General features: G+C 72.8%; 13 protein-coding genes and 1 tRNA gene. 8 read left to right on the forward strand and 6 right to left on the reverse strand.

The window, feature by feature from the left end:
- Position 1 precedes the first annotated feature (1 nt).
- Complete coding sequence (locus tag QWJ41_RS00985; RefSeq protein WP_302705258.1) at positions 2–460, forward strand: RrF2 family transcriptional regulator; 459 nt, start codon at positions 2–4, stop codon at positions 458–460.
- A gap of 16 nt (positions 461–476) precedes the next feature.
- Here the strand turns inward: QWJ41_RS00985 and QWJ41_RS00990 are convergent, their stop codons facing one another.
- Positions 477–1,616, reverse strand: coding sequence for a hypothetical protein (locus tag QWJ41_RS00990; RefSeq protein WP_302705259.1), 1,140 nt, complete (start codon positions 1,614–1,616; stop codon positions 477–479).
- 129 nt (positions 1,617–1,745) lie between these two features.
- Between QWJ41_RS00990 and QWJ41_RS00995 the strand changes: the two genes are divergently transcribed.
- Entirely contained in the window at positions 1,746–2,213 is a 468-nt protein-coding gene (locus tag QWJ41_RS00995; RefSeq protein WP_302705260.1) for a nuclear transport factor 2 family protein, read from the forward strand.
- A gap of 35 nt (positions 2,214–2,248) precedes the next feature.
- Here the strand turns inward: QWJ41_RS00995 and QWJ41_RS01000 are convergent, their stop codons facing one another.
- The 3 genes from QWJ41_RS01000 to QWJ41_RS01010 form a co-directional block, all read right to left on the reverse strand.
- Positions 2,249–2,920 (reverse strand): DUF2461 domain-containing protein, encoded by a 672-nt coding sequence (locus tag QWJ41_RS01000; protein WP_302705261.1) that lies wholly within the window; start codon positions 2,918–2,920, stop codon positions 2,249–2,251.
- 61 nt (positions 2,921–2,981) lie between these two features.
- Positions 2,982–3,057 (reverse strand) — tRNA-Gly (locus QWJ41_RS01005).
- Positions 3,058–3,094: 37 nt separating this feature from the next.
- Positions 3,095–3,880, reverse strand: a complete 786-nt coding sequence (locus QWJ41_RS01010) for an SGNH/GDSL hydrolase family protein (RefSeq protein ID WP_302705262.1) — start codon at positions 3,878–3,880, stop codon at positions 3,095–3,097.
- 66 nt (positions 3,881–3,946) lie between these two features.
- On the opposite strand from QWJ41_RS01010, the gene dcd reads away from it, so the two are divergent.
- The 6 genes from dcd to QWJ41_RS01040 all read left to right on the forward strand — a co-directional run bounded on the left by dcd (position 3,947) and on the right by QWJ41_RS01040 (position 8,937).
- Complete coding sequence (gene dcd / locus QWJ41_RS01015; RefSeq protein ID WP_302705264.1) at positions 3,947–4,522, forward strand: dCTP deaminase; 576 nt, start codon at positions 3,947–3,949, stop codon at positions 4,520–4,522.
- The gene (locus QWJ41_RS01020) at positions 4,522–5,409 is read left to right on the forward strand and encodes a sulfotransferase (RefSeq protein ID WP_302705265.1); all 888 of its coding nucleotides are present in this window, start codon (positions 4,522–4,524) and stop codon (positions 5,407–5,409) included. The genes dcd and QWJ41_RS01020 overlap by 1 nt, the downstream gene beginning before the upstream one ends.
- An 8-nt stretch (positions 5,410–5,417) precedes the next feature.
- Positions 5,418–5,759: a TraR/DksA family transcriptional regulator gene (locus tag QWJ41_RS01025; RefSeq protein ID WP_302705266.1), complete on the forward strand. Its 342-nt coding sequence runs from the start codon at positions 5,418–5,420 to the stop codon at positions 5,757–5,759.
- A gap of 103 nt (positions 5,760–5,862) precedes the next feature.
- The gene (locus QWJ41_RS01030) at positions 5,863–7,596 is read left to right on the forward strand and encodes a sodium:solute symporter family protein (RefSeq protein ID WP_302705267.1); all 1,734 of its coding nucleotides are present in this window, start codon (positions 5,863–5,865) and stop codon (positions 7,594–7,596) included.
- A 10-nt stretch (positions 7,597–7,606) separates the two neighbouring features.
- Positions 7,607–7,885, forward strand: coding sequence for a hypothetical protein (locus tag QWJ41_RS01035; RefSeq protein ID WP_302705269.1), 279 nt, complete (start codon positions 7,607–7,609; stop codon positions 7,883–7,885).
- Positions 7,886–7,971: 86 nt separating this feature from the next.
- Positions 7,972–8,937: a type IV toxin-antitoxin system AbiEi family antitoxin domain-containing protein gene (locus QWJ41_RS01040; protein WP_302705270.1), complete on the forward strand. Its 966-nt coding sequence runs from the start codon at positions 7,972–7,974 to the stop codon at positions 8,935–8,937.
- A 43-nt stretch (positions 8,938–8,980) separates the two neighbouring features.
- Here the strand turns inward: QWJ41_RS01040 and QWJ41_RS01045 are convergent, their stop codons facing one another.
- Together QWJ41_RS01045 and QWJ41_RS01050 are read right to left on the reverse strand one after the other, a co-directional pair.
- Positions 8,981–12,688, reverse strand: coding sequence for a (Fe-S)-binding protein (locus QWJ41_RS01045; protein ID WP_302705271.1), 3,708 nt, complete (start codon positions 12,686–12,688; stop codon positions 8,981–8,983).
- A gap of 174 nt (positions 12,689–12,862) precedes the next feature.
- Positions 12,863–15,394, reverse strand: coding sequence for an amidohydrolase family protein (locus tag QWJ41_RS01050; protein ID WP_302705273.1), 2,532 nt, complete (start codon positions 15,392–15,394; stop codon positions 12,863–12,865).
- Positions 15,395–15,418 lie beyond the last annotated feature (24 nt).

Below are 15,418 nucleotides of genomic sequence, written 5' to 3' on the forward strand. Positions count from 1 at the left end.
CGTGCGAGTTTCCGCGAAGTCCGACTACGCCCTGCGGGCGCTGATCGAGATGGCGGGGCGCAGCGACCGCAAGGCCGTCAGCGCCGAGGAGCTCGGCCGGATCCAGGACATCCCGCACGGGTTCCTGCAGGCGATCCTCGCCGACCTGCGCCGCGCGGGCATCGTGATGTCGCAGCGCGGGCAGTCCGGTGGCTGGCGGATGGCGCGCGAGGCCGAGGGTGTCTCCGTGGCCGACGTGATCCGTGCCGTCGACGGGCCGCTGGTCTCGGTCTACGGCCTGCGGCCCGAGGCGGTGGAGTACAACGAGTCCGCCGAGGTGCTGCAGCACGTGTGGATCGCGGCCCGCCGCTCGCTGCGCGACGTCTTCGAGCAGGTCTCGATCAGGCAGCTCGCCGACCGCGACCTGCCCGCCCAGGTCACCGAGCGGACCGCCGACGAGGACGCCTGGCAGCCGCACTGAGCGGCCGTGCCGCCGACTAGCTGATCGCGGCGGCGAGCCGGGCCTTGAGCGTGGCCTTCTTGCGGGCCAGCTTGGCCACGCGGGCCTCGAGCTCGTTGTTGTGCTCGCGCAGCCGCGTCGTCTCCACGAGCAGGTCGGCCAGGGCGTCGGTGGCCGAGGCCAGGCGCTGGTCGGTGGTGCTGGTGTCGGCGGCGTACGCCGCTCCCAGCGCCAGCGGGGAGGCCGGCTGCAGGTGGGCGGTCTCGCCCGCCAGGCTGTAGCCGCCCTCGGCGACCGCCTTGGCCCAGGCGTCGGCCAGGTCGCAGAGCTCGTCGTGCAGCTCGGGCGAGAGGCCGCCCGTGGTGCTGCCGGTGGCCCCGTCCGGCTCGTGGGCGCGCAGCTGCTGGTCGAGCGAGGCGCGCGACTCGCGCACCTGGGCCCTGCCGTCGACGGCGCGGTTGACGTGGCGCAGCACGCCCAGGCCGACCGGGGCCAGCGGGGCCCGCGCGGGCTCGCGCACCGGCAGGCCCTCGGCCTCTACGCCGACCAGATCGGCGATGACGCGCCAGGTGGCCTCGGTGCGGTCCTGGCCGGGGGCGGGCACGACCACGTGCAGCCGGTCGGGGCTGCGCAGCTCGGCCCGCCAGCGCTCGAGCACGGCAGGCACGTCCTGCCCGGCCCAGAACTCGCGGGCCTCCTCGGTCTCGCGGCCGCTGTCGAGCACCCGGCGCGAGTAGCGACGCAGCGAGAGCGAGCCGCCCGCGCGCACCGCGCCCGCCCAGCCGTCGACCAGCTGGGAGGCCGGGTCGCGCAGCGTCGCCACGACGTGCACCTCGAAGCCACCCAGGGAGTCCAGGAGCAGCGCGACCTGGTCGGACGACGCGCCCGCGAGCAGCTCCTCGCTCACGACCACCGCAGCGTGTGCGGTGGCGCCCTGCTTGCGGGCACGCCGGACCAGGTCGGCCCAGGCGCCCTCGACCTCGCGGCGCTTGAAGCCCCAGGTCTTGTGCAGCCGGCGCATCTCGATCGCCGCGCGCAGCGAGTCGTCGGGGGTGCGGGCCGGGCATCGCACGCCGAGCTCCAGGAGCCGCTCGCGGTGCTCGGCCAGGCCGGCCGTGACGCCGTCGGCGCCGGTGTGCTCGAGGCCGATGTGGAGGACGAACCTGCGCTTGCTCATGGCGCCACGCTGGCAGCGCCGGGAGGCGCGCGGGTGAACTGCGCATGTCGTCGCCGGCACGGCTGGTCGACGCTCTGACGAGCGCCGCGACACTAGAACATGTTCCATCCCGGTCCTACGATGCCTCGCATGACGACCTCGCTCCCGTCCGCGATCAGCTCGCCCGCCGTCGAGTGGCACGCCACCCTCGAGGAGCACCCGGCCCGGACGGCGTCGATGCGCTCCTACTCCGCGGTGGCCAAGGGCGACCTCGAGGAGTGGCTCGGCGTGTACGCCGAGGACGCGGTGCTGGAGGACCCCGTGGGTCCCTCGATGTTCGACCCCGAGGGCCGCGGCCACCACGGCCACGACGGCATCGCCGCGTTCTGGCGCCTGGCGATCGAGCCGATCGCGACCTTCCGCTTCGAGATCAGGGAGTCCTTCGCCAACGGCGCGACCTGCGCCAACGTCGGCACCATCCACACCGGCTTCGCCGACGGCGGCTCCACGCACACCGACCTCGTCATGGTCTACGTCGTCGACGACGAGGGCCGGGTGCGCTCCATGCGCGCCTTCTGGGAGCCCGAGCGCACGATGGCCACCTACCGCGCCCCCTGACCCGGCCCGAACTTCGCGCCGACCCGGCCCGTACCTCAGTCCTGGCAGTGCCGGGCCAGCCACTCCACGAGGGGACGCAGGGTCCGCCAGTCGTCGTGCACCAGGTCGAGGGCGGCGGGGGTGTGGATGACCGGCTCGAAGCCGTGGGAGCGCCCCAGCGTCAGCGACTTGTGGCGCAGCAGCTCGATGCGCGGGTGGTCGGCGTCGAAGCCGCGCGGGGAGGTCTTGAGGCGCTCGCCGCCCAGCTCGAAGCCGTCCGCGACCGCGGCCGCCACCAACGACTCCAGCTCGGGGCCGAACCGCTCGTGGGCGACCGCCTCGCGGAACGAGGCCAGCCGGGCGCCGGCGGCCTCGTAGAACCCGGCGCCGGTGCGCAGGCCGCGCGGTGAGATCTCGACGTACCAGCCGGTGGCGGGCCCCACGGCGACGAACGCCCCCTGGTGGGTCTTGTACGGCGTCTTGTCCTTCGCGAAGCGCACGTCGCGGTAGGGCCGGAAGATCTTGGCCTGCCCGAACTCCGGCTCCAGGGCCCGGCACAGCGCCGTCATCGGCGCCTTCACCGACGCGGCGTAGACGTGCTTGTGGGCCTCCCAGTACGACTTCGTGTTGTCGACCTCGAGGTCGTCGTAGAAGTCCAGGGCGGCGGAGGGGAACCCGGTGAACTCCCCGGCGCTCCCGCCCGCGGCGCCGCTCGCTGGTGGGGTCATGCCCCCGAGCCTAGGCCGGGAAGAGCCCCCCGCGCGGGTGGCCCCAGGTGAGGGGAGCGGGTGGAGCGGACGACGAGACTCGAACTCGCGACATCGACCTTGGGAAGGTCGCGCTCTACCAACTGAGCTACGTCCGCATGCACCACCGAGGTGGTGCGCGGCCATGCTAGACGATCACGCGCCGGCCGGTGCGATCCGGGTGTACTCGGGGTAGCGCGGCGCCATCCCGTCGCCCGACGAGCGTCCGGTGACCCGGCGGTGCAGCCACGGCACCAGGAAGCTGCGCACCCAGGTCGCGTCGGTGCGCAGCCGCTGCGCCCACGAGGTCGGCCCGGGATCGGCCAGCACCAGCGGCTCCAGGTCGTGCTCGATGCCGAGGGTGTCGAGCACCTCGATCGCCATCCGCTGGTGGCCGGCCGGGCCCATGTGCATCCGGTCGGCGTCCCACATCCGCCAGTCGGCGTACTCGGTGAGGTGCCAGTAGTCGAGCACCCGCGCGCCCTGGCGGGCCGCGATCTCGCGCACGCCCTCGCTGTAGCGCCGGAACCGGTCGCGCACCAGCCGGTACGTCGCCGAGCCGCCCGGGTCGGCGGAGGTCCACACGAGCACCTCGGCGCCGCCGGTGCGCAGCCGCGCGATCATCTCCTCGTACGACGCCAGCAGCGCATCGAGGTCGACCGAGGGCCGCATGATGTCGTTGGCCCCGGCGTAGACGGTGACCAGGTCGGGCTCGAGCACCAGCGCCGGCTCCACCTGCTCCTCGAGGATCGGCGCCAGCTTGCGACCGCGGATGGCCAGGTTGGCGTAGGCGAAGCCGGGGTCGCGCTCTCCCAGGACCTCCGCGACCCGGTCGGCCCAGCCGCGCACCCCGTTGGGACGCTCGGGGTCGTGGTCGCCGACCCCCTCGGTGAAGGAGTCGCCGAGGGCGACGTAGCGGGAGAAGCGCGGGCTCGAGCTCATGGGCCCCATTGTCCCCGGGTGCCGGTCGGCTGCCACGGCCGGGGCGCGGACGGTAGGTTGGCGCCCGTGCTCCTCAGCGACCGCGACATCATGGCCGAGATCGACGCCGGGCGGGTCGCCCTCGACCCGTTCGACCCCACGATGCTGCAGCCCTCGTCGATCGACGTGCGCCTCGACCGGTTCTTCCGGGTCTTCGAGAACCACAAGTACCCCCACATCGACCCGGCGGCCGACCAGTCCGACCTGACCCGGATGATCGAGCCCGAGGGCGACGACGCGTTCATCCTGCACCCCGGCGAGTTCGTGCTCGGCTCGACCTACGAGGTCGTCTCGCTGCCCGACGACATCGCCGCGCGCGTCGAGGGCAAGTCGTCCCTGGGCCGCCTCGGGCTGCTGACCCACGCGACGGCCGGCTTCGTCGACCCGGGCTTCAGCGGGCACGTGACCCTCGAGCTGGCCAACGTCGCGACGCTGCCGATCAAGCTCTACCCGGGCATGAAGATCGGGCAGTTCTGCTTCTTCCGGCTCAGCTCGCCCTCCGAGCACCCCTACGGCTCGGAGAAGTACGGCAGCCGCTACCAGGGCCAGCGCGGCCCGACGCCCTCGCGCTCGTTCCAGAGCTTCCACCGCACCGCGATCTGATGGCTCCGGCCGACGACCAGCTCACCGACGAGGACCGCCCGGTCTTCCTGCTCGGCACGGGCTGCCAGAAGGGCGGCACGGCCTGGCTGCACGACTACCTCGGCTCCTCCGCCGAGACCGACCTGGGCTTCATGAAGGAGTACCACGTCTGGGACCGGCTCGACCTCGCCGAGGACCTCCCCGGGCTCAAGCGGGTGCTCAAGCGCGGCCGCACCGCCCTCGACACGCTGGCCACCGGCGGCCGCAGCGCCGACGTACGCGCGCTGCGCCAGGCGACGTTCATGCTCGACCCGGACTCCTACTTCGACTACTTCGCCTCGCTGGTCGGGCCCGGCCGGGCCCGGCTGACCGGCGACCTGACGCCGGCGTACGGCGGCCTGGGCGCGCAGCGCCTGGCGATGGTGCGCGAGGGCGTGGAGCAGCGGGGCCTGCAGATGCGGGTGCTGATGTCGCTGCGCGACCCCGTCGAGCGGATCTGGTCGGCGGTGCGGATGATGCAGATGCGCCAGCCCTCGCGCTACCCCGGCGCCTCGGCCGACTGGGTGCGCCGCCTGCACGCCGACGACGAGGTCGCGGCCCGCACCCGCTACGACCTGACCCTGGCGCGGGTGCGCGAGGCGTTGCCCGACGAGCAGGTGCACGTGGTGCTCTACGAGACGCTCTTCGAGCCGGCCTCGCTGCGCGCCCTGACCTCCGCCCTGGGGCTCTCGCACATCGAGCCCGACACCGAGTCCCGGCCCAACCAGACGCCGCGCACCGCCGAGGTGCTGCCCGACGAGCTGGTGGCCCAGGTGGCGCGGCACTACCGCGAGGTCTACGAGGGCATCGACCGGGCCTACCCCCACCTCGACGTCGGGTCGAGGTGGGCCTCGGCCCGTTTCCTGTGAGCGAGCCCGTGACTGACCCCGCGGGCACCCGGGCCCGGCTCGAGGCCGAGCGTGCCGAGGTGCTCGAGCGGCTCGCGCTGCTGCGTGCCGACCTCGAGGGCTTCCGCGCCGCCTCCGAGCGCGACAACGCCGACGACGAGCACGACCCGGAGGGCGCCACCATCGCCTTCGAGCGCTCCCAGGTCGCGGCCCTGCTGCGCGAGGGCGAGCGGCGCCTCGGCGACCTGGACGCCGCGCTGGAGCGCGAGGCGGCCGGCACGTACGGCGTGTGCGAGCGGTGCGGGCGCCCGATCCCGGCCGCGCGGCTCGAGGTCCGCCCCGCGGCGCGCACCTGCGTCACCTGCGCCTGACCCGTCCCTCGCCCGCAGGGGTGGGCTCGAGGGTAAAGGCGGGGCCTAGCCTCGACCGACTGCTCTCTGCCCGCAGTCGTGCTCCCTCGCGAAAGGACTGCCGGTGACATCCGTCTGGGCCGGTGACACGATCATCTCGGCGCACCCCGTCGACTACCTGATCATCGCCATCTACTTCGGCTTCGTGCTCACGATCGGGGTGGTGGCGCGCCGCCAGGTCTCCGACTCCGTCGACTTCTTCCTGTCCGGGCGCTCGCTGCCGGCCTGGGTCACCGGGCTGGCCTTCATCTCCGCCAACCTCGGGGCCGTCGAGATCATGGGGATGAGCGCCAACGGCGCGCAGTTCGGGCTGCCCGCGGTGCACTACTTCTGGATCGGCGCGATCCCGGCCATGCTCTTCCTGGGCGTGGTGATGATGCCGTTCTACTACGGCTCGCAGGTGCGCTCGGTGCCCGAGTTCATGTACCGCCGCTTCGGCACCGGCGCCCACCTGGTCAACGCGATCTCGTTCGCCGTGGCCCAGCTGCTGATCGCCGGCATCAACCTCTACCTGCTCGGCAGCATCATCCAGGCGCTGATCGGCATCGACCTGATCATCGCCCTGGTCGTGGCCGCGGCGGTGGTGCTCAGCTACATCACCCTCGGCGGACTGAGCGCGGCGATCTACAACGAGGTGCTGCAGTTCTTCGTCATCGTCGCCGGGCTGCTGCCGCTGACGCTGCTGGGCCTCTCGCGGGTCGGCGGCTGGGACGGGCTCAAGGAGCGCATCGCCGCCGACGCCGGCGCGCCCGGGGTGCCGTCGGCCGCCGAGCAGCTCAACTCGTGGCCCGGCACCGCCCTGACCGGCTTCTCCTCCGACATCCTGTCCGTGGTCGGCATCGTGCTCGGCCTGGGCTTCGTGCTCTCCTTCGGCTACTGGACCACGAACTTCGTGGAGGTCCAGCGCGCGATGGCCACCGACTCGATCTCCTCGGCCCGCAAGACCCCAATCATCGGCGCCTTCCCCAAGATCTTCATCCCCTTCATCACCATCCTGCCCGGCATGATCGCCGCCGTGCTGGTCAGCGAGATCGCCCGCACCAAGGCCGGCGAGGAGGTCACCGGAGGCGCCGAGGGCACGGTGCAGTACAACGACGCGCTCATCTACCTGATGCGCGACGTGCTGCCCAACGGCCTGCTCGGCGTGGCCATCGCCGGCCTGCTCGCGGCGTTCATGGCCGGCATGGCCGCCAACATCTCGGCGTTCAACACCGTCTTCAGCTTCGACCTGTGGCAGCGCTACGGCGTGCAGGACCGCCCCGACCGCTACTACCTGCAGGTGGGCCGGCTGGCGACCATCGGCGCCACGGTGGCCGCGATCGGCACCGCCTACCTGGCCTCCAGCTTCTCGAACATCATGGACTACCTCCAGACGCTGTTCGGCTTCTTCAACGCCCCGCTCTTCGCCACCTTCATCCTCGGCATGTTCTGGAAGCGGATGACGGCCACCGCGGGCTGGGCCGGCCTGGTCGCCGGTACGTCGGCGGCGGTGCTGGTCGGCTTCCTGGCCGAGGGCACCCTGGGCGGGCTGAGCATCGGGGTGCTGCCGCTCAGCGGCCAGGGCGCCGCCTTCGTCGCCGCCGGCGCGGCCTTCGCGGTCGACATCGTCGTCAGCGTCGCGGTCTCGCTGGTCACCGCCCCCAAGCCCGAGGGCTCGCTGCGCGGCCTGGTCTACTCGGAGACCCCGCGCGAGGAGCGCACCGACCCCGACGAGGCGTCGTACCCCTGGTACCGCCGCACCGTCCCCCTGGCGAGCATCGCGCTCGTCATGGTCATCGCACTCAACCTGGCCTTCTGAGGAGACCTCGATGCCTGAGAACACCACCGGCCGGGACAGCACCGGCGGGGCGCGCCGGCACCAAGCCGGCGCCTTCGACATCCGCAACATCATCGGCTGGCTGATCGGCGCCTACGGCGTGATCCTGGTGCTGATGGGCCTCCTCGCCGACCCCGAGACCGACAAGACCGGCGGCGTGAACGCCAACCTGTGGGCGGGGCTGGCGATGCTCGTGGTCTCCGCGGTCTTCCTGGGCTGGGCGCGGCTGCGCCCGGTCTACGTCCCCGACGGGGCCGTCGACGACGACTGACGTCCACAGCGAGGCGCCGGCGCCGGCCCCTCCACAGGTGCCAGGCGCGCCCGGCGCGGGGGGCCCGCCCGAGACAGGGTCGGGTCATGGACGAGATCTCCCGGCTGTTGCGCGACCAGGGCGGCGTCGTGGCGCGCCGCCAGCTGCTCGAGCTCGAGGACGTCGACCGGGTCGGCGTGGCCCGGATGCTGCGCCGGCGCGACCTCATCGAGGTGCACCGCGGCGTGTACGTCGACCACACCGGGCCGTTGGACTGGCCCCGGCGAGCGTGGGCGGCGGTGCTGTGGGCGGCGCCCGCCGCGCTGTCGCACGAGAGTGCGCTGCGCGCCGCCGAGGGGCCGGGGCGGCCCGGGCGCGAGACCGACCTCGTGCACGTCACCGTCGGCCGCGGCCGACGGCTCGACCCGCCCCGCGGGGTCGTCGTGCACCGGGTCGCCGGCTACGAGGCACGGGTGCGGTGGAACGCCGGGCCGCCACGGCTGCGCTACGAGGAGGCGGCGCTCGACGTCGCGCTCGCCTGCGACGACGAGCTGGCCGCGATCGCGGCGCTGGCCGATGCCTGCGGCTCGCGGCGCACGACGGCGCAGCGCCTGGTCACCGCCCTCGACGCCCGGCCCTGGGCGCGACGCCGGGCCTGGGTCGCCGGCGTGCTCCTCGACGTGGCCGAGGGCACCTGCTCGGTGCTGGAGCACGAGTACCTCACCCGCGTCGAGCGCGCCCACGCGCTGCCGGTCGGCAGCCGGCAGGTCCGGGCCCGCCACGAGGGTCGCACCACCTGGCAGGACGTCGTGTACGCCGAGCAGGGCGTGAGCGTCGAGCTCGACGGGCGCCTGCACCACTCCTCGGTGCGCCAGCGCGACCGCGACCTCGACCGCGACCTGGCCCACGCCGTGGCGAGCGCCGGTGGCGAGACGCTGCGCATCGGCTGGGGGCAGGCGGTCGACCGGCCCTGCGCCACGGCCCGTGCGGTGGCGGCGGTGCTGACCCGCCGCGGCTGGACCGGCCAGCTGGAGCCCTGCGGAAAGTGTGGAGCCCCGGACCAACCAGGTTGATCCGGGGCTCCACACTTCTCGTCGGCCACGGGGGCCGACCTGCTCAGAGGTCGAAGAGCGATCCCGACTCGTCGATGTCGACGTCGGTCTTCGGCGTGTGCGTGGCGCCGCTGGAGGCCGGCTTCGGCTTCTCCTCCTGCACGGGCTCCTCGGCCTGCGCCTCGGTCGGCTCCGGCTCCTCGGCCGCCTGCTCCTCGACCGGGGTCTCCTCGACCACGGCCTCGGCCTCGGCCGGCTCGGGGGCCGGCGTCTCCTCGGCGGTGCCTGCGGCCTGGGTGGCGGCCGCGCTGAGCGCGGCGCCGTCGGGGACGTCGTCCGAGCCGGTCGTGCTCTCGGCCTCGGCCTCGGTGGACTCCGGCGCCACGGCCGTCGCCTCCGCAGCCTCCGCCTCCGCAGCCTGCGCCTCGGGCTCCGGCTGGGCCGGGGCGGCGGGACGCTCGACCGTGGTGGCCTCGGGGGCCTCGATGTCGAAGAGCGAGCCCATCGAGTCGAGGTCGACGTCGGTCTTGGGCGCAGTCGCCGACCCGGACGAGGCCGGGGCTGCTGCCGGTGCCGCTGCCGGGGCCGGTGCAGTTTCCGCTGCGAGCTCGGGCTCGGGCTCGGGCTCGACCTTCGCCTGCGGCTCCGGCTCGGGCTCGGGCGTGGGCTCCGGCTCGGGCGTGGGCTCGGCCTTCGCCTGCGGCTCGGTGGGCGCGGGGGCGGCGATGTCGAAGAGCGACCCGCTGGACAGGTCCGGGGCCTCCGCCTTCGGGGCCGCCTTCGGGGCCGCCTTCGGTGCCTCGGCAACGGGTGCTGCCTCGGCCTTCGCGGGCTCGGCCTTGGCGGCGGGGGCCGCCGGCTCGTCGGCGCTGATGTCGAAGAGCGATCCGCCCGAGCCCAGGTCGGCCTCGGCCGGGGCGGACTCGGTCGGGGACTCGGTCGCCGCAGCCTTCGGCTCTGCCTCGGCCTCCGGCTCCGGCTCTGCCTTGGTCGAGGGCTCGGTGGTCGCGGCCTCGGGCTCGTCACCGCCGAGGTCGAAGAGCGACCCGCCGGAGCCGAGGTCGTCGGCGGGCGCGGCGGGCGCTGCCTTCGCCTCGGGCGCCGGCTCGGCCTTCGCCTCGGTCTTCGTCTCCGTCTGGGCCGGCTCGTCACCACCGAGGTCGAAGAGCGAGCCGCCGGAAGACTCGGGCTTGGCTGCCTGGGCCTCCTCGGCGACCGGCTTCTCCTCGGCCGCGGTGTCGGGGGTGTCGAAGAGCGAGCCGCCCGAGGTGGCGCCGGCCGGCTTGTCGTCGGCGGCCGCGGCGTCGGGGGAGTCGAAGAGGCTGGAGCCTCCGCTGGCCTTGGCCAGCGGGCCGGCGTCCTGGGTCTCGACGACGGTGTCGTCGGTGATCGTCTCGTCGCCGGCCTCGGGCTCCGCCTTGGTCGCGACGTCCTCGGCGGGAGCAGCAGCGGGAGCAGCCTTGGCGGCCGGGGCCGCCTTGGCCGGGGCGCCGGCCGAGCCGGGCGCGGCCTTGGTGGCCATCTCGCCCTTGACCGAGGCCAGCAGCATCTGCGCGACGTCGAGGACCTCGACCTCCTCGCGGGCCTCGCCCTTCGACTGCTTCATGGTCAGCCCGTCGGAGAGCATCACGCGGCAGAAGGGGCAGCCCACGGCGATCTGGTCGGCGCCGGTGCCGACGGCCTCGTTGGTGCGGTTCATGTTGATCCGCTCGCCGGTGTTCTCCTCCATCCACATGCGCGCGCCGCCGGCGCCGCAGCAGAAGGACCGCTCGGAGTTGCGCTCCATCTCGACGACCTCGGCGCCGGGCAGGATCTGCAGCAGCTCGCGGGGCGGGGTGTAGACGCCGTTGTGGCGACCGATGTAGCAGGGGTCGTGGTAGGTGATCGAGCGCTTGTGGGCGCCCGCGCCCTCCTTGACGGGGGTGAGCTTGCCCTCGCGGACCAGGCGGTTCAGCAGCTGGGTGTGGTGGACCACCTCCAGCTCGATGCCGAACTCCTTGTACTCGTTCTTGAGCGTGTTGAAGCAGTGGGCGCAGGTCGAGACGACCTTCTTGACCTTGTACTCGGTCAGCGTCTCGACGTTCTGCGCGGCCAGGCCCTGGAAGACGAACTCGTTGCCGGCGCGGCGGGCCGGGTCGCCGGTGCAGGTCTCGCCGTTGCCGAGCACGCCGAAGGAGACCCCGGCCATGTCGAGCAGCTCGGCGACCGCGCGGGTGGTCTTCTTGGCGCGGTCCTCGTAGGCGCCGGCGCAGCCGACCCAGAACAGCCAGTCGACCTCGTCGAGGGACTCGATGTCCTCACCCACGACCTTGACGTCGAAGTCGAGGCCCTTGGCCCAGTCCATGCGGGCCGAGGCCGACATGTTCCAGGGGTTGCCCTTGTTCTCCAGGCCCTTGAAGAGGCCGTTGAGCTCGGCGGGGAAGTTGGACTCGACCAGCACCTGGTAGCGGCGCATGTCGACGATGTGGTCGACGTGCTCGATGTCGACGGGGCACTGCTGCACGCAGGCGCCGCACGAGGTGCAGTTCCACAGCACCTCGGGGTCGATGACCGCGGAGCCGTTGGCCGGGTTGTAGAACCACTCGCCGTCGTCGAGGCCGTCGAGCCGGCCGCCGGTCTCGCCGACCAGGGGGCGCTCGACCTCGGTGGCCAGGGCGGTGTCGCCCTCGAGCAGCGCCGCGCGCTCGTCCTCGCCCGCGCGCAGGTAGGGGGCCTTGGCGTACGTCGCGTCGCGCAGCGCGGTGATCAGCAGCTTGGGCGAGAGCGGCTTGTCGGTGTTCCAGGCCGGGCACTGGCTCTGGCAGCGGCCGCACTCGGTGCAGGTGGTGAAGTCGAGCAGGCCCTTCCAGGAGAAGTCCTCGACGGCGCCGACGCCCAGCTTGGCGTCCTCGTCGAGGTCCTCGATGTCGTCGAGGCTGACCCGCACGCCGTTGTTGGTCAGCGGCTTGACCGCGCCCAGGGCGGTGGTGGCGCCGTCGGTGTCGCGGCCGATCGACTCGCGCTTGAAGAAGATGTTGAACCAGGCGGTGAAGCGGTGCCAGGCGACACCCATGGTCAGGTTGGAGGAGATGACCATCAGCCAGATCATCGCCAGGACGACCTTGATCATCGCGATGACCACGATGGTCGTCTCCAGGGCGGACTCGTTGCCGGCGACCCCGGCCGGGAAGAGCGCCTCGCCGACGAGGCTGGAGATCGGGAAGTGGAAGGCCGTGAAGTCCTCGGGGTGGGCGGAGTCGATCTGGCCCAGGTTGTACTCCGCGCCGCGGATGAACAGGATCGCGGCGCTCTCCACGAGCACGAACGCCTCGACGAAGTAGGCCTGCCACTGGTTGGAGCCGAAGAACCGGCTGCGGCGGCCCTTGTCGCGCGGATGGTTGAGCTGGCGGTGGACGGCCAGGTAGATGATGCCGATCGTGCCGAGCAGGCCCAGACCCTCGCTGACCCACTCGAAGAGGAAGAAGTGGCCGATGATCGGCAGCGCGAAGTCGGGGTTGAACAGCTGCACGTAGCCGGTGGCCACCGCCGCGGAGAGCACGATGAAGGCGGCGTACACGAACCAGTGCATCGCCCCGATCCAGTGCCACTGGAGCATCCGGGTGTGCAGCATCGACTCCTTGAGCAGCGTCACCGTGCGCCGCCCGGGGTTGTCGTTGCGGCTGATCGGCGTGCCCACGCGGACGGTGCCCACGATGGAGCGCACCGCCCGCACCGTCATCGCCACGGCGACCGCCGTGAACGCCAGGGACACCACGATGGCGAAGGTCTGCATGCGGACGTGCTCCTCGGGTTCTGTTGGCGCGCGGCTTCCTGCGCGCCTGCGTGAGCCTAGGCCCCGGGGCCGACGCCGTCAGGCCTCGGTCGGGGTGAGATGCAGCCTACCGGGCGGTAACTTCAACGCCAGCGACTGTCTGCGCCCTGGGCCCGCCCGGGCCCGCTCCCCTCCTCACGTGCGGCGTACGCCGCGCAGGCTGCCGCGCTTGGTGAAGGTCGCGGTCATCTCGACCTCCGCGCCGCCCTGGGTGGCGCAGAAGCCGAACGTGCGTCCGAGCCGGGTGTAGGGCTGGCCCACGACCTTCATCACCTGCCGCGTGCTCATGCCGCGCTCGAGGCGGCGCTGCACGGTGGCGACCGGCAGCTGCTGCTCGGGGTTGCGGCAGGAGTCGGGGGCGATGCCGTAGGCGCGCTCCCACATCTGCAGGTAGCCCTCGGCGCCGCGCGCCATGTCGTCGAGCACCGCCGACCCGTCGCCCTGCTGGGCGTCGGCGACCTTGCCGAGGTCCTCGATCCAGTCGGGGTAGAGGCCGTACTGCGCGACGCCGTCGGCGTTGATGTCGTAGACCCGCTCGCCGGCACGCTGCTGGCGCACGGTGACGCCGCCCAGGCCCTTGAACGGGTAGGTCACCGGGTTGGGCACGTCGGCACCGCGCGGGTCGCCCTGCGCGCCCAGGCCGTTGATGTCGGCGCCGTAGCCCATCGCGAAGTAGTAGCGCTCGTCGGCCCAGCCGACGTGCTTGCGCCACTTCTCCACGAAGCCGGTCGAGTCGCCGGCGTACGGCGTGATGAAGCCGCCGAGCTCGTAGATGCGCGGGTAGGCGTCGGGGGTCGACCAGGAGTGGCTCGAGAGCAGCCCCTGGTAGCCGAGCTCCTCGATCTGGTCGAGGGCCTGGTTGCGGGCCTTGACGCTCATGTGGTCGGGGTCGAAGACGATCCTGCGCTTCGCCAGGCTGTTGATGGTGTGCTCGCCCAGTGTGGTCAGCCCACGGTCGTTGCAGTGGTTGGTGCGCGGGTAGAGCGGCAGCGCCGGCAGGTTCAGCGAGCCGAAGAGCTGCCCGATCGCACCGAAGAGCGCGTCCTGCTGGTCCGCGGAGATCTCGGGGGCGGCCAGCGTCTGGTTGCGGTCGTGGTTCTCGGTGCCGGCGGGCGAGCAGGTGCGCATGTCCCAGTAGGTGCCGGTCTCGAGGAAGTTGGCGTTGTTGACCGCCACGCCGGTCTCGCCGGCGTCGCCCGCGATGCCCGACAGGGCGTTGTCGAACTTGTTGACCAGCTCCATCTGGCGTACGCCGAGGTCGTGCATCTCGTCCATCTGCTCGTCGATGGTCTCGGCGTCGCACTGGGCGAGGTCGCCCCCGGGCAGCTTCTTGAAGGTGCAGCCGAACGGCACGGAGGTCTCGATGCCCAGGATCACGGCCATCTTGCCCTCGTTGATGACCCGGCGGGCCTCGAAGGGGCTGGTCACGATCCGGTAGAAGCCCCTGCCCGGGCCGCCGAACTGCGCGTCGACGTAGTCCTGGAACTCGAAGGTGCGCTGGATCTGCAGGCGCACCGAGTCCATGTCGTCGCAGGAGTTCCGCTTCAGCGGGTAGAGCTGGCACAGCTGGTTGTTCTCGACCAGCAGGTTGGTGAACAGCCGCTGCCCGCCGCGCCAGGCGCGCTCCATCCAGCGGTAGTAGGTGCCCTCGTGGGTCAGCGAGGCCGGCGCGGGCCAGTCGACGAAGGTGGGCCAGCCGACCGGGTCGTGGCCGACCTCGCCCGACAGCGCGGTCTCGAGCAGCGCGCCGTAGCCGCCGGTGGCGTTGTGGTCGTCGCAGTCGGTCAGCGCGACCTCGACGCCGAAGCGGTCCCACGGCTTGCCGCAGTGCACCTCGCCGCCCAGGAACTCGTAGGCCATGTGGTGGGTGTGCGCGTCGACGTAGCCACGCACCTCCTGGAAGGGGGTGACCCCGGAGTGCGGGCGACCGGAGACGTCGACCTGTGCCTCGGGCCAGGTCGCGCAGCCCTTCGCGGTGGTCAGCCGGAACGCGGTGCGGCCCTCCACCTCGAGGCGCTCGCCGTCGTTGGCCAGCGAGACCAGCCGGCCCTTCTTCGACGCCGTCCAGACCGTGGCGTCGCTGGGCTCGTCGGCCCGCCCGCCGCCGGCGGCGACCAGCTGCTCGTCGGGGGTCAGCAGCAGGTACTCGCCGAGGTCGGTGGCCTGGAAGTACGTCGGCTCGCCGCCGGGCACGAGCGTGTAGCAGCCGCGGGCCATGGCGTAGCGGGTGCGCGGGTGGGTCGTGCGCCGCGGGTAGGCCTTGGTCGAGCCGAGACGGGGGTCGCGGCGCGCCCGCTCCCGGGCCACGTACGCCGCCGCCGCGGCCCGCTCGGTCGCGGTCGTGGGGTCGTGGGTCTCGGCGCCGACCTCCTCGCCGGCGCGCGAGACCGCGTTCTTGGTCGCCGGGTCGACGTCGAGACGCACCTCGTGGCCGTGGGCGTCGGTGAAGGGCAGGGTGCCGCGGCCGCTGGCCGCCTCGTGCGCCGCCTGCAGGCCACCGCGGGCGCGCTCGCCCTGCGCGTCCGTCGGGCCGGCCGGCTCCCCGACCACACCGGGCACCACCACGGCGGCGCCGACGACGAGCGCGGCACCGATCGCGGTCCAGGCCAGGCGGCGGGTGGTGCCGGGCTCGCGCGGGGGACGGGTGGGGGACGTGCTGCGACGCATGGGGACCTCCGGAGGGAACGTGAC

This window comes from Nocardioides cremeus, assembly GCF_030518195.1.
Lineage (GTDB): Bacteria > Actinomycetota > Actinomycetes > Propionibacteriales > Nocardioidaceae > Nocardioides > Nocardioides cremeus.

Coding starts and splice junctions, on each gene's coding strand:
- QWJ41_RS00990 (WP_302705259.1), bottom strand. CDS start 1,616: ATGAGCAAGCGCAGGTTCGTCCTCCACATCGGCCTCGAGCACACCGGC.
- QWJ41_RS00995 (WP_302705260.1), top strand. CDS start 1,746: ATGACGACCTCGCTCCCGTCCGCGATCAGCTCGCCCGCCGTCGAGTGG.
- QWJ41_RS01000 (WP_302705261.1), bottom strand. CDS start 2,920: ATGACCCCACCAGCGAGCGGCGCCGCGGGCGGGAGCGCCGGGGAGTTC.
- QWJ41_RS01010 (WP_302705262.1), bottom strand. CDS start 3,880: ATGAGCTCGAGCCCGCGCTTCTCCCGCTACGTCGCCCTCGGCGACTCC.
- QWJ41_RS01020 (WP_302705265.1), top strand. CDS start 4,522: ATGGCTCCGGCCGACGACCAGCTCACCGACGAGGACCGCCCGGTCTTC.
- QWJ41_RS01035 (WP_302705269.1), top strand. CDS start 7,607: ATGCCTGAGAACACCACCGGCCGGGACAGCACCGGCGGGGCGCGCCGG.
- QWJ41_RS01040 (WP_302705270.1), top strand. CDS start 7,972: ATGGACGAGATCTCCCGGCTGTTGCGCGACCAGGGCGGCGTCGTGGCG.
- QWJ41_RS01045 (WP_302705271.1), bottom strand. CDS start 12,688: ATGCAGACCTTCGCCATCGTGGTGTCCCTGGCGTTCACGGCGGTCGCC.
- QWJ41_RS01050 (WP_302705273.1), bottom strand. CDS start 15,394: ATGCGTCGCAGCACGTCCCCCACCCGTCCCCCGCGCGAGCCCGGCACC.